13 protein-coding genes are annotated in these 13,949 nt (G+C 71.9%); 7 read left to right on the top strand and 6 right to left on the bottom strand.

Annotated features, from left to right (window positions below):
- Positions 1-78 precede the first annotated feature (78 nt).
- The gene (locus G6039_RS18420; RefSeq protein WP_006948069.1) at positions 79-294 is read right to left on the bottom strand and encodes a hypothetical protein; all 216 of its coding nucleotides are present in this window, start codon (positions 292-294) and stop codon (positions 79-81) included.
- Positions 295-510: 216 nt separating this feature from the next.
- Between G6039_RS18420 and coaE the strand changes: the two genes are divergently transcribed.
- Positions 511-1,728, top strand: coding sequence for a dephospho-CoA kinase (gene coaE / locus G6039_RS18425; RefSeq protein WP_029543986.1), 1,218 nt, complete (start codon positions 511-513; stop codon positions 1,726-1,728).
- A gap of 24 nt (positions 1,729-1,752) precedes the next feature.
- Here coaE and G6039_RS18430 read toward each other — a convergent pair whose 3' ends face one another.
- Together G6039_RS18430 and G6039_RS18435 are read right to left on the bottom strand one after the other, a co-directional pair.
- Positions 1,753-2,265 carry a ribonuclease FAU-1 family protein gene (locus G6039_RS18430; protein WP_006948072.1) on the bottom strand — a complete coding sequence of 171 codons (513 nt, stop codon included), beginning with the start codon at positions 2,263-2,265 and terminating at the stop codon, positions 1,753-1,755.
- Positions 2,266-2,314: 49 nt separating this feature from the next.
- On the bottom strand, positions 2,315-2,908 hold the full coding sequence (locus tag G6039_RS18435) for a DUF3267 domain-containing protein (protein WP_006948084.1): 594 nt from the start codon (positions 2,906-2,908) through the stop codon (positions 2,315-2,317).
- Positions 2,909-3,126: 218 nt separating this feature from the next.
- Here G6039_RS18435 and uvrB point away from each other — a divergent pair, with 218 nt between their 5' ends.
- The 3 genes from uvrB (at position 3,127) to G6039_RS18450 (ending at position 6,785) form a co-directional block, all read left to right on the top strand.
- Entirely contained in the window at positions 3,127-5,280 is a 2,154-nt protein-coding gene (gene uvrB / locus G6039_RS18440) for an excinuclease ABC subunit UvrB (RefSeq protein WP_029543981.1), read from the top strand.
- Between the two features lie 10 nt (positions 5,281-5,290).
- A complete protein-coding gene (locus tag G6039_RS18445; RefSeq protein ID WP_006948091.1) occupies positions 5,291-6,163 on the top strand; it encodes an SCO6745 family protein in 873 nt (290 codons plus the stop codon).
- 169 nt (positions 6,164-6,332) lie between these two features.
- The gene (locus G6039_RS18450) at positions 6,333-6,785 is read left to right on the top strand and encodes a universal stress protein (protein WP_006948093.1); all 453 of its coding nucleotides are present in this window, start codon (positions 6,333-6,335) and stop codon (positions 6,783-6,785) included.
- 8 nt (positions 6,786-6,793) lie between these two features.
- On the opposite strand, the gene G6039_RS18455 is transcribed toward G6039_RS18450, so the two are convergent.
- The 3 genes from G6039_RS18455 to G6039_RS18465 all read right to left on the bottom strand — a co-directional run bounded on the left by G6039_RS18455 (position 6,794) and on the right by G6039_RS18465 (position 10,755).
- Positions 6,794-7,207, bottom strand: a complete 414-nt coding sequence (locus G6039_RS18455; RefSeq protein WP_235194028.1) for a DUF732 domain-containing protein — start codon at positions 7,205-7,207, stop codon at positions 6,794-6,796.
- 94 nt (positions 7,208-7,301) lie between these two features.
- On the bottom strand, positions 7,302-9,542 hold the full coding sequence (locus G6039_RS18460) for a HelD family protein (protein ID WP_144415070.1): 2,241 nt from the start codon (positions 9,540-9,542) through the stop codon (positions 7,302-7,304).
- 166 nt (positions 9,543-9,708) lie between these two features.
- Positions 9,709-10,755, bottom strand: coding sequence for a DoxX family protein (locus G6039_RS18465; protein ID WP_029543972.1), 1,047 nt, complete (start codon positions 10,753-10,755; stop codon positions 9,709-9,711).
- Positions 10,756-10,891: 136 nt separating this feature from the next.
- Here G6039_RS18465 and G6039_RS18470 point away from each other — a divergent pair, with 136 nt between their 5' ends.
- The 3 genes from G6039_RS18470 (at position 10,892) to G6039_RS18480 (ending at position 13,784) form a co-directional block, all read left to right on the top strand.
- Entirely contained in the window at positions 10,892-11,497 is a 606-nt protein-coding gene (locus G6039_RS18470; protein ID WP_231385909.1) for an SRPBCC family protein, read from the top strand.
- A gap of 42 nt (positions 11,498-11,539) precedes the next feature.
- Positions 11,540-11,899: an ArsR/SmtB family transcription factor gene (locus tag G6039_RS18475; RefSeq protein ID WP_029543966.1), complete on the top strand. Its 360-nt coding sequence runs from the start codon at positions 11,540-11,542 to the stop codon at positions 11,897-11,899.
- Positions 11,900-11,981: 82 nt separating this feature from the next.
- On the top strand, positions 11,982-13,784 hold the full coding sequence (locus G6039_RS18480) for a SulP family inorganic anion transporter (RefSeq protein ID WP_029543964.1): 1,803 nt from the start codon (positions 11,982-11,984) through the stop codon (positions 13,782-13,784).
- Positions 13,785-13,949 lie beyond the last annotated feature (165 nt).

Below are 13,949 nucleotides of genomic sequence, written 5' to 3' on the forward strand. Positions count from 1 at the left end.
CCGGAAAAGGCCGCGGCCCCGCTCCTCGAGGAGCGGGGCCGCGGCCTTTTCCGGGGGCCGACCGGATGCCGGAGGTGCTCAGCTCACCGCCGGGGTGCTGGCCCACTGGGCCGGCAGTTCGGCGGCGCGCTTGCGGATCGCCGCCTGGCTGTGGCGGGCGTTGCTGAGCAGCATGGTGAACCAGTTACGCCGGTGCTCGGCGAGCGCGGCGGCGACCTCGGGGATGAGGATGCAGTGAACACCGTTCTCCATGCCGAGGCGATGCCGACCGGGCAGCTGAGGGGAGGATCGCATGCGGTGCCTTTTCGAGTGGGGCGGGTAATGACGATGGTCGGACGCTCGGTCCGACGATATCCGACGCGCCGATGATACTGGGGCAGGCGAGGCGGGTGAGATGGGCGTGTTGCCGACGAAATCCCAGGTCGCGACCAGTCCGTGACCCCGTTGTGACTGCAGTGTGACGACCGACCGGTGTCCGGCACCCGGATCGGTGATGCGACACTGTTCGACGTGCTGAGACTCGGACTGACCGGAGGCATCGGAGCGGGCAAATCCACCGTCTCCCACGAACTCGTCGCGCTGGGGGCGGTGCTCGTCGACGCGGACACCATCGCCCGCGAAGTCGTCGCGCCGGGCACCGAGGGCCTGGCCGAACTCGCCGCGGCCTTCGGTGACGACATCCTGCTGCCGGACGGATCCCTGAACCGACCGGCGTTGGCCGCCAAGGCCTTTGCCAGCGACGAGGCGCGGGCGGTGCTCAACGCGATCACCCATCCCCGGGTGGGGGCGCGCACCGCCGAACTGGTCGCCGCCGCACCCGCCGACGCCATCGTCGTCCAGGACATCCCGCTCCTCGTCGAGGGCGGCATGGCGCCCGCGTTCCATCTCGTCGCCGTGGTGCACACCGACGCCGGCGAGCGCCTGCGCCGCCTGGTCGAACTGCGGGCGATGCCCGAGGGCGACGCGCGTGCCCGCATCGCCGCCCAGGCCACCGACGAACAGCGCCGCGCGGCCGCGGACGTCTGGCTGGACAACAACGGCGACCGGGACGCCCTCGCGGCGGCCGTGCGCGCCCTGTGGACCGAGCGGCTCGTGCCGTTCGAGGCGAACCTGCGCAGCCGCACCCCCGTGCAGCCGGCGCCGGTGCTCCGCGACCCGAATCCGGACTGGCACCGGCAGGCGCAGCGGCTGATCGGCCGGCTCGCGCTCGCCGCCGGGGGCGGCGCCGTGCGGATCGACCACATCGGCTCGACCGCCGTGCCCGGGCTGGCCGCCGTCGATGTGCTCGACCTCCAGATCACCGTGCCGGACCTCGCCGCGGCGGACGCACTCGAGGACCCCCTCGCCGGCGCCGGATTCCCCCGCATCGCCCACGTCGACCACGACGACCCGCGGCCGTCGTACGGTGCCGGCGGCGAGACCGACCCGGCCGTGTGGGGCGCGCGCCTGCACGGCAGCGCCGACCCCGGTCGGCCCGCGTACGTGCATCTGCGGGTGCAGGGCTGGCCCGGCCAGCAGTTCGCCCTGCTGCTGCGGGACTGGTTGCGCGCGAACCCCGAGGCCGTCGCCGAATTCGCCGAGATCAAGCAGGCCGCGGCCCGTGACGCGGCCGCCCGGCACGACCCGGCCGAGGCCGCCGCCGTCTACGCCGGGGAGAAGGCCCCCTGGTTCGACGGCGCCTACACGCGTGCCTGGGAGTGGGCAGAGAAGACCGGCTGGTCGGCCTGACGCCCGGACCGAGGCGGGACCCGCTCAGCGCCAGCTGACCGGCATGGCCAGCGCGGCCAGCCAGGCATCGAGATCGTGGCCGTGCGTGGCGATGCCGTCCACCGCCCGCAACGCCCGCTGCACCGCGCGCTCGGCGGTCCCCGGATCCAGCAGTCCCGCCGCCGCGGCGGCGAGCAGTTCGTCGACGTCCTCGACGGCGGTGTCGCGGCCGGTGCGCACCACGAGATCGAGGTAGTGGTCGCGCGAGTGCCACACGTTCCCCTCGCACCAGAACTCGCCGACGTCGACGTACCGGTCCTGGTCGCGTTCGAAACCGGGCCGGAAGTGGAAGATCGACGCGCGCAGGCCGAGGTCCGGCAGCAGCCACGACTCGAGATACCCGAACTGCGGGTGGTCGGCGGGCCGCGCCATGTACAGGCCCCACCGCTCGACCCGGTACACCTCCACCTCCCGCACGATGCCCTTCGGGTCGACGTTCGTGTGCGCGGCCACATCGAAGGTCTCGACCTTTACGTGGTGAAGTTTCGCCTCGGGCATGGGCTGAACGTTACTGCGGTCCGGGCCGGTAAACCCGCCGGTGCCGGACCTACCGGCCCGCCGGCCCGGCCGGCACCACCGTCGTCGTCTCGTGCCCGTTGTCCTGCACGAGCGCGGAGGCGGGCAGCCGCCACAGCGCGCCGGCCTGGACGTAGTCGCCGGCCGACCCCGCGAAGTTCACCACCGTGACGACAAAGACGGTGAGGACGAAGTCGGCGGGCACGGCGAACAGCAAGGCCACCAGGACCGCGCCCCACAGCGCCACGGGGGCGAGCGTGACGGTCACGGCCGCGTTCCGCGTGAGCCAGGCGTCGCTGCCCGTCGTAAGGAAGGGGAACCGCACCGCGTACGTCGGGCGCACGCCGGAGAGGATCCGGGAGACCAGGCCGTGGGTCAGTTCGTGCACCGCCAGGTAGCCGAGGCACGCCACGACGGTGACGACGACCGTGGGCGCCGTGCCCCACCCGCTCCGCAGCGGCAGGCCCAGGACCACTGCCGCGCCGAGGAGCACGGCGACGGTGAGGACGAGGACGGTCCGGACGGCCGCGGCCGCCCGCGTGTCGTTCTTCAGGTCCAGCCGGGTGTGGACCCGATAGTCCGGTGGGGGCGCCACCGCGGGCTTCGGGTCGTTGCGAGCGTTCACGTGTACCCCCTGGATTTCGCGGTCTCCCGGGCGGACGCTCCGACGAGAGCCGACGGTGGACGGGCGGGCCGGTCCGACCGATCATGCCCGGCGGACGACTCCGTGTCCCGGCGGATGACTCCGTGTCCCGGCGGATGACTCCGTGTCCCGGCGGCCAGGCACCGGGTCCCTGCCGCCGCCGATCGGCATTGTCGGTGCCGCCGCCTACCCTGGTTCCCATGGCGTTCGCAAGCGAGCATCCCGTTGTCGCCCACTCCGAGTTCCGCCCCGTGGGGGAGATCGAACGGGCCGAGGGCCGGTTCGAGGTGGTCAGCGACCACAAGCCTGCCGGGGATCAGCCGGCCGCGATCGACGAACTCGAGCGCCGCCTGCAGGCGGGGGAGAAGGACGTGGTGCTGCTCGGTGCCACGGGCACCGGCAAGTCGGCCACCACCGCGTGGCTGATCGAGCGGGTCCAACGCCCCACCCTGGTGATGGCGCCGAACAAGACCCTCGCCGCGCAGCTCGCCAACGAGCTGCGGGAGATGTTGCCGCACAACGCCGTCGAGTACTTCGTGTCGTACTACGACTACTACCAGCCCGAGGCGTACATCGCGCAGACCGACACGTACATCGAGAAGGACTCCTCGATCAACGACGACGTGGAACGGCTGCGGCACTCGGCCACCTCCGCGCTGCTCTCCCGTCGCGACGTCGTGGTGGTCGCGTCCGTGTCGTGCATCTACGGCCTGGGCACGCCGCAGTCCTACCTGGACCGTTCCATCGCGCTCGAGGTCGGGGTGGAGGTGCCCCGCGACGCCCTGCTGCGCCTGCTGGTGGACGTGCAGTACACCCGCAACGACATGGCGTTCACGCGCGGCTCGTTCCGGGTCAAGGGCGACACCGTCGACATCATCCCCGCGTACGAGGAACTCGCCGTGCGCATCGAGTTCTTCGGCGACGAGATCGACGCGCTCTACTACCTGCACCCCCTGACGGGGGAGGTGGTGCGCAAGGTGGACTCGCTGCGGATCTTCCCCGCCACCCACTACGTCGCCGGGCCGGAGCGGATGGAACGGGCTGTGACCGACATCGAGGCAGAACTCGAGGACCGTCTCGCCGACCTCGAGAACCGCGGCAAGCTGCTCGAGGCGCAGCGCCTGCGCATGCGCACCCAGTACGACCTCGAGATGATCCGCCAGGTCGGGTTCTGCTCCGGCATCGAGAACTACTCGAGGCACATCGACGGCCGTCCCGCCGGTTCCGCGCCGGCCACCCTGATCGACTACTTCCCGGAGGACTTCCTGCTGGTCATCGACGAGTCCCACGTCACCGTCCCGCAGATCGGCGCCATGTACGAGGGGGACATGTCGCGCAAGCGCAACCTCGTCGAATTCGGGTTCCGGCTGCCCTCGGCCGTCGACAACCGCCCGTTGACCTGGGAGGAGTTCGCCGCCCGCATCGGCCAGACCGTGTACCTGTCGGCCACCCCCGGCCCGTACGAGCTCGGGCAGGCCGGCGGCGAGTTCGTCGAACAGGTCATCCGGCCGACCGGACTGGTGGACCCGAAGGTCGTCGTCAAGCCCACCAAGGGCCAGATCGACGACCTGGTACACGAGATCCGCGAGCGCGCCGACCGGGACGAGCGGGTGCTCGTCACCACCCTCACCAAGAAGATGTCCGAGGATCTCACCGACTACCTGCTCGAGCTCGGCATCCGGGTGCGCTACCTGCACTCGGACATCGACACCCTCCGGCGCGTCGAGCTGCTCCGGCAGCTGCGGCTCGGCGAGTACGACGTCCTCGTCGGCATCAACCTCCTCCGCGAGGGCCTCGACCTACCCGAGGTCTCGCTCGTGGCGATCCTCGACGCCGACAAGGAGGGGTTCCTGCGCTCGACCACCAGCCTCATCCAGACCATCGGCCGGGCCGCCCGCAACGTCTCCGGCGAGGTCCACATGTACGCCGACAAGGTCACCGACTCGATGGCGCGTGCCATCGAGGAGACCGAGCGGCGCCGCGAGAAGCAGATCGCGTACAACCGCGAGCACGGCATCGACCCGCAGCCGCTGCGCAAGAAGATCGCCGACATCCTCGACCAGGTCTACGAGGAGGCCGACGACACCGTGGAGGTCGGGGGCTCGGGCCGCAACGCCTCCCGCGGCCGCCGCGCCCAGGGGGAATCCGGTCGCGCCGTGAGCGCCGGCGTCTACGAGGGCCGCGACGTGAAGTCCATGCCCCGGGCCGAACTCGCGGACCTCGTGCAGGAACTGACCGACCAGATGATGAACGCGGCCCGCGAGCTGCAGTTCGAACTGGCCGGGCGGTTGCGCGACGAGATCGCCGACCTGAAGAAGGAACTGCGCGGGATGGACGCCGCCGGCCTCGCGTAGCGTCTGCGGCATGGACCCACAGTCTGCCGGCCGCATCGCCCGTGCCCTCGAACTGATCCACTCCGTCGGGTACTTCGCCCCCGAAGTCGACGCCGCGCTCGGCGACACCGGCCTCGAGGCCGGCCGGATGCGGTACTTCGCGGCGCGTTCCGCCGCGCTCGGCGCGGTCGGGGCGGGCGTCGTGACCGCCACCTTCTACAACTTCAGTCCCCGTCTCGTCGCGTCCGCGATCCCGCACGCCTGGCGGCTCGCCACCCCGGAGGCCGTCGTGGCCGCCCGGCTGCGCGGCATCGACGAGTCGCTGGCCCGAATCCTCGGGCCCGAGGTGCTGGACTCGCCGGAGATGCGCGAGGCGGCGGACCTCGCCGCGAGCGCCGCCCGGGCCGTCCCGGGACCGGAGGGCCGGCCGCTGTACGCGGGGCACGCCGACCTGCCGTGGCCGGACGCCCCGCACCTGATCCTGTGGCACGCGCTGACCCTGCTGCGCGAATACCGGGGCGACGGGCACGTCGCGGCGTTGCAGACCGCCGGCCTGACCGGGATCGAGGCCCTCGTCACCCACACCGCCGCGGGGATCGGGTTCAGCGAGGACTTCGCCCGCGCGCGCCGCGGCTGGAGCAAGGAGGAGTGGGCCGACGCGGAGACGGCGCTGCGCTCGCGCGGACTGCTCGACCGCTCCGGTGCGCTCACGGACGAGGGCTTCGAGGTCCGCGAACTCGTCGAGGACCTGACCGACGACCTCGCGGCGGTGCCGTGGGCGGCGCTGGGCGAAGACAAGGCCGACCGGCTGACGGAGCTCGCGCTGCCGTGGCGGGACGCCATCGTGGAGTCCGGCGTGTTCCCCGCGCAGATGTTCGGCCCGCGTTACGGTGACGCACGGTAACGTCAACGGTCGTCAGTGGCGTCGAGCGCACGGCGGCGGGCCCTGTGGGATCCACCCCAAAGGCCGTCAACCCCGTCCGGTCGGCCGCTACTGTCGACGCAGCAGTCGGAAGGGGGACGCAACGACGGTCGCCCGCCGGCGAAACCCGACCAATTTCATGGAGGAATGCATGAGCGCCTACCGGACCGTAGTCGTCGGAACCGACGGTTCCGAGTCGTCGTACCGCGCCGTCGAGAAGGCAGCAGCTCTCGCCGGTGACGCCGAGGCCCGTCTCGTCATCGCGTGCGCCTACTACCCGGTGGATCCGAAGGACAGCGCCCGCGCCGCCGACGTGCTCGGTGAGGACGCCTACCAGGTGACCGGATCGGCGCCCACCTACGACATCCTGCGCACCGCCCGGGAGAAGGCCCACGCAGCCGGCGCCAAGAACGTCCTCGAACGGGCCGTCGTCGGGGCTCCCGTCGACTCGCTCCTCGAACTGGTCGACGAGGTGGAGGCGGACCTGCTCGTCGTGGGCAACCGGGGCCTGAACACCCTCACCGGCCGGTTGCTCGGCTCCGTACCCTCGGATCTGGCCCGCAAGTCGACCTCGGACGTGCTCATCGTGCACACCGTCCGCTGACGCGTCGATCAGCAGTAGGTCTCGCGGGCGGCACCCACGTAGAACCGGGCGGCGTCGTCGCCCTGCAACGCCGTCCGCGAGACGGACGCCGCGAAGGCCGCGACGGACCGGACCGAGCCGAGGATCTGTTCTTCCGGCAGGCCGGCGGCCAGCTGGGCACACGTCCCCCGGACCAGTGCCACCAGCGTCTCGTCGGGCACCCCGGCGGCCAGCCCGGCCTCGGCCAGGGCCTGCTTGAACCGCAGGGCCGGCCCGTCCAGCGCCTCCGCCTCGACCGGTGCGGCCGCCATCGGGACCGTGACCGGGATGGCGGCCGCGGAGTCCTCCGAGGCCGCGGTCCCCGCACAACCCGCGGTGGTGGCGAGGACCCCGAACCCTGCCAGGATGCGCGCCCAGCGCCCCCGAGGCCACACCGCTCTCACCGCCCCGCCTCCCGCTCCGACCGGTCGCACGTTCGTCCGCAACATACCGCCCGGCCGAACGGCGCAGGCGGTGAAACGGCACATCGGTGACCTGTCACAGCCGGGCCGGCGCCACCAGCGCCGCCAGTGCCTCGGGCAGTTCCCCGGTGTGCAGCACCCCGAGCCGTTGGGTGGCGCGGGTGAGCGCCACGTACAGGTCGTTGAGCCCGCGAGGCGACTCCGCCACGATGGCGGTCGGCTCCACCAGCAGCACCGAATCGAATTCCAGTCCCTTGACGTCCTTCACGGTGGACACCCGCACCGAATCCGACCGCAGATGCGCCCACTGCGCCGCGAGATCGTGCGGCACGATCACCGCCGTGAGGCCCGGGCCGTCCTCGGCCGCGAGGGCGCCGTGCACGGCTTCGAGAAGGCCGTCCGCGTCGACGTTCCGGACCCACGGTGTGAACCCGGACTCGCGCACCGAGCGGGGCGGCACCTGGTGCGGATCGATCTCGGCGAGGACCGCATGTGCGATCTCCATGATCTCCGCGGGCGTGCGGTAGTTGACGGTCAGCTCGGCCTTCTTCCACCGGTTGGCCACGTACGGCTCCAGGATCCGCTGCCAGGACGAGCTGCCGGCCGGATCCCCGGTCTGCGCGGTGTCGCCGACCAGGGTCATCCAACGGTTCGGGATGCGCCGCATCAGCATCCGCCAGGCCATCTCGGACAGCTCCTGCGCCTCGTCGACGATCACGTGCCCGTACGTCCAGGTCCGGTCCCCGGCGGCCCGTTCGGCCGTGGTCTCGTGGCTCGAGCGGCTCTGTCGCTGCGCGAGCTGGTCGGCGTCGATCAGGTCGTACGCCATCAGGATCTCCGGATCCAGCTCGTCCTCGAGATCCTGCGGGGCCGACCCCGTCAGGATGTCCAGGGCGCCCTGCGCGTCGGCGATCTGCTTGCGCCACTGCCGCGCGACGCGCTCCCGCTCGGCCGCGTCGTCGACGCCGAGCAACTCGGCGAGTTCGTCGAGCAGTGGCGCGTCCGCGGCGCTGAACACCCGCGTCGCCGAGGGGCGCAGCAGCAGGGCGCGCTGGTCCTCGTCGAGTTCCGGCGCCGCCGACGCGAGCCGCTCCCGGGACGCGAACAGCTCCGCGAGCACCTGCTGCGGGCTCAGCTGCGGCCACAGCGAGTCGATCGCCGCCGTGATGTCGCGGTCCGCCCGCATCTCGGCCCGGATGTCGTCGATGTCGTCCCGGCTCAACAGGTTTCCGCCGTCGACCAGATTCGCACCGATGATCGACGCGAGCTGGTCGGCGAGCGCGTCCACCACCGCGGAGACGAAGATCGGGCGAGCCAGGTTGTGCGGCCGGCGCGACGACCGGGCCCGGCCCCGCGCCCGCGTGACCGTCTTGCGGTCGAGGGTCAGCCGGTAGGTGTCGAAGACCAGGGGGATCGGCGTCGTCGGGATCTCCTGACGGTCCCGCACCGCCTTCTTCAGCACCTCGATCATGTCGAGCGAGCCCTTGATGGCGCCTGCCTCGAGGGAATCCTCGACGCTCGCGCGCACCCCGGGGTACAGGTCACCGATCGTGGACAGCAACACGCCGGTCTCGCCGAGGGACGGCAGCACCTGCCCGATGTAGTCCAGGAACGTCGAGTTCGGTCCGACGATGAGCACACCGCTCTTCGCGAGCTGCCGACGGTACGTGTACAGCAGGAACGCCGCCCGGTGCAGGGCCACCGCGGTCTTCCCGGTGCCCGGGCCGCCCTGGACGACGAGCACGCTCTTGTGCTCGGACCGGATGATCGCGTCCTGCTCGGCCTGGATCGTCGCGACGATGTCGTGCATCTGCCCGGTCCGCGCGGCGTTCAGTGCGGCCAGCAGCGCCGTCTCGCCGGCGACACCCCCCGCCGAGACGGTGGCGTCGTGCGCCTGGGCCGCGTCGAGATCGAGGTACTCGTCGTTGAGCGCGGTGATCGCGCGGCTGCGCGACCGGATGTGCCGGCGCCGCGTCACGCCCTCCGGCGCCGCCGGCGTCGCCAGATAGAACGGCCGGGCCAACGGCGCCCGCCAGTCCAGCAGCAGCGGCTCGTAGTCGTTCGCCTCGTCGAGGATGCCGATGCGGCCGATGTACCGCACCTCGGTCCCGTCGCCGTCCTCGCCGTCGCGCACGTCGATCCGGCCGAAGCACAGCCCGTGCTCGGCCGCGTCGTATTTCGCGATGTCCTCCGTGTACAGCTGCGTGAAGGACTCCCGCTCGCTGCGGGCCTGCGGAGTGCCGCCGGTGTCGAGCAGCACCCGGCTCAGCCGGGTCTTGGCGTAGGCCCGCATGGAGTCGAGGTGGCCGTACAGCATCGACAGGTAGACCTGCTCACGCTCTTGGTCGGGGTGGGACAGGCCATCGGCCGGCAAGGGGTCTCCTCGGGGTCGGACGGGCGGCGGGTGCGCCGCCACGAAGTGCCCAAGAAGTCTAGTGGCGGTCCCGCACCCGCGCAGAATCGCCGGGTGCGGGACCGTGCTGTCAGCGCTGCAACTGCAGGCGGGCGCGGGTGAGGGCCTCCTCGGCGCGGTGACGGGCCTGCTGCGCCAGCAACAGGGAACGCTCCTCCGCCGTCAGCGCCCGCTCGCGGGCGACCTTCGCCAGCTCCGGGCCGCGCTCACGGGCCGTGCCCCACAGCAGCGAACTCCGTTCCCGGGCGACCTCGGCGAGTTCGGGGCCGCGTTCGCGGGCGACGTCGAGCAGTTCGGTGCCGCGTTCGCGGGCGACGTCGGCGAGTTCGGGGCCGCGTTCGCGGGCGACGTCGAGCAGTTCGGTGCCGCGTTCGCGGGCGACGTCGGCGAGTTCGGGGCCGCGTTCGCGGGCGACGTCGAGCAGGTGCGTGCCGCGCTCGCGGGCGACCTCGGCGAGCTCGGGTCCGCGCTCGCGGGCAACGCCCAGCAGGTGGCTTCCACGCTCACGGGCGGTGCCGGCCACCTCCGCTGCCTCCTCCGACAGGACCCGGACCCGCTCGGCCACCTTGTGCAGGCTCTCGGTGACCGCTTCGCCCGCGCCGTCGTCCTGATGAGGCAGGACACCGGCGACGGCCTCCTGGGCGCGCCGTGCGGCCCGCCGTCCGCGCCACCCCAGCGACGGCTTGCCTTCGGTGTCCACCGCGGTGATGATCAGCCCGCCGAGCAGGCTGACGTTCTTGAGGAACTGGGTGCGCTGGATGGCCCGGGCCTCCGCATCCTCGACGTTCCAGAAGTCGTGACCCGCCACCGTCGTGGGCACGAGCGTGGTGGCCAGGGCAAGAGCCGCCAGCCGCGGTGCCTTCCCGACCGCGAGCAGCGCACCCGCCCCGATCTGCACGGCGGCGTTGATCCGCACGAGTGTCTCCGGATCGTTCGTGAGCTTCTCGCTCACCGAGTCCGGGAGCTTCTGCGTCACCGTGTCGGGCAGCATGCCCACCGCCCGGTCGAGTCCCGGCTGCGCTGCCGCCGCCTTGGTGGACGAGTCTCTCAGCGCGTCGATGCCCCCGGCGACGAAGACCGACGCGAGCATGGGGCGGGCAATTCTGCGGACAATCATGTGCTTCCTCCCGTGATCGGTGGCGGTTCCACCTTTGCACGCATACCCCGCCGCCCGGCGCGATATGCGCGTTCGACCCGGATCACGCTCCGGACGCCGCGCAACGATTGCGCGCCGAGGTGGCACGATGTGCGGCGTGAACGATGGGGGAGAAGCGGCAGGGGTCGGCGACATCGGTGGGGCCGGGGTGCGCGTGGTGCGCACGACGACATCGGTCCGGGTCGAGGCCACGATACCGGTGTCGGCCGCGGCGCTGTTCGGGGTGATGCGGGACCCGCTGCGGCACAGCGAGATCGACGGCTCGGGCACGGTGCAGGTGCCCGCGGGGCAGCCCCCGATCACCGCCGTCGGCCAGCGCTTCTCCGCGCAGGTGCACTTGCCCGGGCGCAGCGCGTATCCGGTGGTCAACCACGTGGTGGCGTTCGAACCCGACCGGCTGCTGGCGTGGCTGCCGGCCAACCCGGACACGCCGCCGCTCGGCATCCGGTGGGAGTGGTCCTTCACCGGGACGACCGGGGGCGCTGCGGTGAGCCAGACGTGCGACTGGTCCGCGGTGACCGACACCGCGTACCTGCGTCGCGTGCGGCTTCCGCGGGTCTCGCCCGCGCAGATGTCCGCGAGCCTCGCCCGGCTCGGGCGTGCGGCGCGTTCCCGAACCGCGCCGGGTGCCGACGGTGTCGGTGTCCGGTGTGTCGCATGTCACGCACACCCTACCTCTTTGATTGCTAAACTACGCAAGTAACGGCATCGCCCGCCGGCGGTGGCTCGGACGACGGGAACGGTGATGGTCGCGCAGGCGCGTCAGCCCCTCTATCGGATGAAGGCCGACTTCTTCAAGACGCTCGGACATCCGGCGCGCATCCGCGTCCTCGAGCTGCTCAGCGAGCGCGAGCATGCCGTCTCCGAGATGTTGCCCGAGGTGGGGATCGAACCCGCCAATCTCTCCCAGCAACTGGCGATCCTCCGGCGCGCAGGCCTGGTCACCGCGCGCCGGGAGGGGCTGTCGGTGACGTACGCGCTGACGTCGCCGCGGGTCGCGGAACTGCTGGGCGTCGCCCGCGCCATCCTCACGGGGGTGGTCGCCGGACAGGCGGAGCTGCTCGAGGACGACGTAGCCGAACCGGCGGGCCGAGCGCGCCGCTGAGCCGGTCGCGCACCGGGGCGCTTCGCGCGCATTGATTGCAGACTTTATTAAGTGCTTATTTATTGTTTGTGGTGGAGGCACGATGTCGATGTCGGCAGAGCAGCAGGATGCGGTGACCGGGCGCACCGAGGAAGAGGCGGCGGGAGCCGGCACCGTCGTGGCTCGCGCCGCGCGGTCGGTCGCCGCGCTGATGCCGCGCTGGGTCGAGTGGAAACCGGCCCTGCGCTCGCCCCGCGCCGATCTGACCGCCGGACTCGTCGTCGCCCTCGTCGCGTTGCCCCTCGCGCTCGGCTTCGGCATCAGCTCCGGTCTCGGGGCCGCGGCGGGCCTCGCGACCGCCGTCGTCGCGGGAGCGGTCGCCGCCGTGTTCGGCGGCTCCCGCTTCCAGGTGTCGGGCCCGACCGGCGCGATGACCGTCGTCCTGGTGCCGATCTTCCATGAGCACGGCGCCTCCGGCGTCCTCGCGGTGGGACTCGTCGCCGGCGTCGTTCTCGTCGTCCTCGCCTTCGCCGGCATCGGCCGGGCGGTGCGGTTCATGCCCGCCCCGGTGATCGAGGGCTTCACCGCCGGGATCGCCGTGGTCATCGCCCTGCAGCAGGTTCCGGCCGCGCTCGGCATCGCCCACGCCGAGGGGGAGAAGGTGTGGCAGAGCGCGTTCGACGCCGCCCGGCAGTTCGTCGACCAGCCGTCCCTTCTGCCCACGGTCGTGGCGGTGCTTGTCGCGGCGGCCATCCTGATCGGCGGCCGGTACCTGCCGAAGCTGCCGTTCTCGCTCGTCGCGGTGGTGGTGGCCACCGTCGTCGCACAGCTGTTCCATCTGGACGTCACGCGGATCGGGTCCATCCCGTCCGGCTTCAGCGCCCCCAGCCTCGGATTCCTCGACCTGGGTGAGCTGACGTCGCTTCTCGCGCCGGCGCTCGCGGTGGCCGCGCTCGCGGCCCTCGAATCTCTGCTGTCCGCGACCGCCGCGGATTCGATGAGCGTCGGCACCCGGCACGACCCGGACCGGGAGTTGTTCGGGCAGGGCCTGGCCAACATCGCCGCCCCCCTGTTCGGCGGCGTTCCGGCCACGGGCGCGATCGCCCGGACGGCCGTCAACGTCCGCTCGGGGGCGCGGTCCCGGCTGTCCGCCCTCACCCACGCCGTCATCCTCGCCGGGATCGTCTACCTCGCCTCGCCGCTCGTCGCCCAGATCCCCCTTGCCGCGCTCGCCGGCGTTCTGCTCGCCACCACGGTGCGCATGGTCGAGACCGCCTCGATCGTCGCGATCACGCGGGCCAGCCGCGCGGATGCGATCGTCATGACGGTGACGTTCCTGGTCACCGTCGCCCTCGACCTCGTGACGGCGGTCGCGATCGGTGTCGGGTTCGCTGCGGTGCTCGCGCTGCGGGCGGTCGCGAAGTCCGCCCGGATCGAGCAGGTTCCCCTCGACGAGGAAGGGGATCACGCCGCCGAGGAACACGAGCTGTTGCGTGAGCACATCGTCGCGTACCGGATCGACGGTGCTCTGTTCTTCGCCGCGGCCCACCGATTCCTGCTCGAGCTCGCCGACGTCACGGACGTCAAGGTCGTGATCCTGCGCATGTCCCGGGTGACGGCCATCGACGCCACCGGCGCCCTGGTCCTCAAGGACGCCATCACCAAGCTCGAGCACCGGCACATCACGGTCCTGATCTCCGGGGCCAAACCGGAGCACCTGCGGCCGCTGTCCGCGCTGGGTGTCTTCACCACCAAGGACAGCGAGGAGCGGCACGTCTTCGCGACCACGCCCCGAGCGATCGCGTACGCCCGCATGCTGGTGCTGCCGGAACACCGGTACGCCCAGGCCGCCGCCGGTTCCGAGGGGAAGGGGCCGGGAGATTCCGAAGCTCTTCCGGGCGAGTAGAATCGGCGGTGTGACCGGCCCTCGTGGCAGCCTGGCTCTCCTCACCCGGTAACGCCAGGTGAGCACGGGGACCGGTCGCCTGCCGTCGGCGGGACCGGCGGGGCGCGGGCGGCCGCGAGCCGTGCGTGCCGCGGCTCGCCTCCCGGGGGCCCTCCGTTCCGGCCA

This window comes from Rhodococcus aetherivorans (assembly GCF_011058165.1).
Classification (GTDB): domain Bacteria; phylum Actinomycetota; class Actinomycetes; order Mycobacteriales; family Mycobacteriaceae; genus Rhodococcus; species Rhodococcus aetherivorans.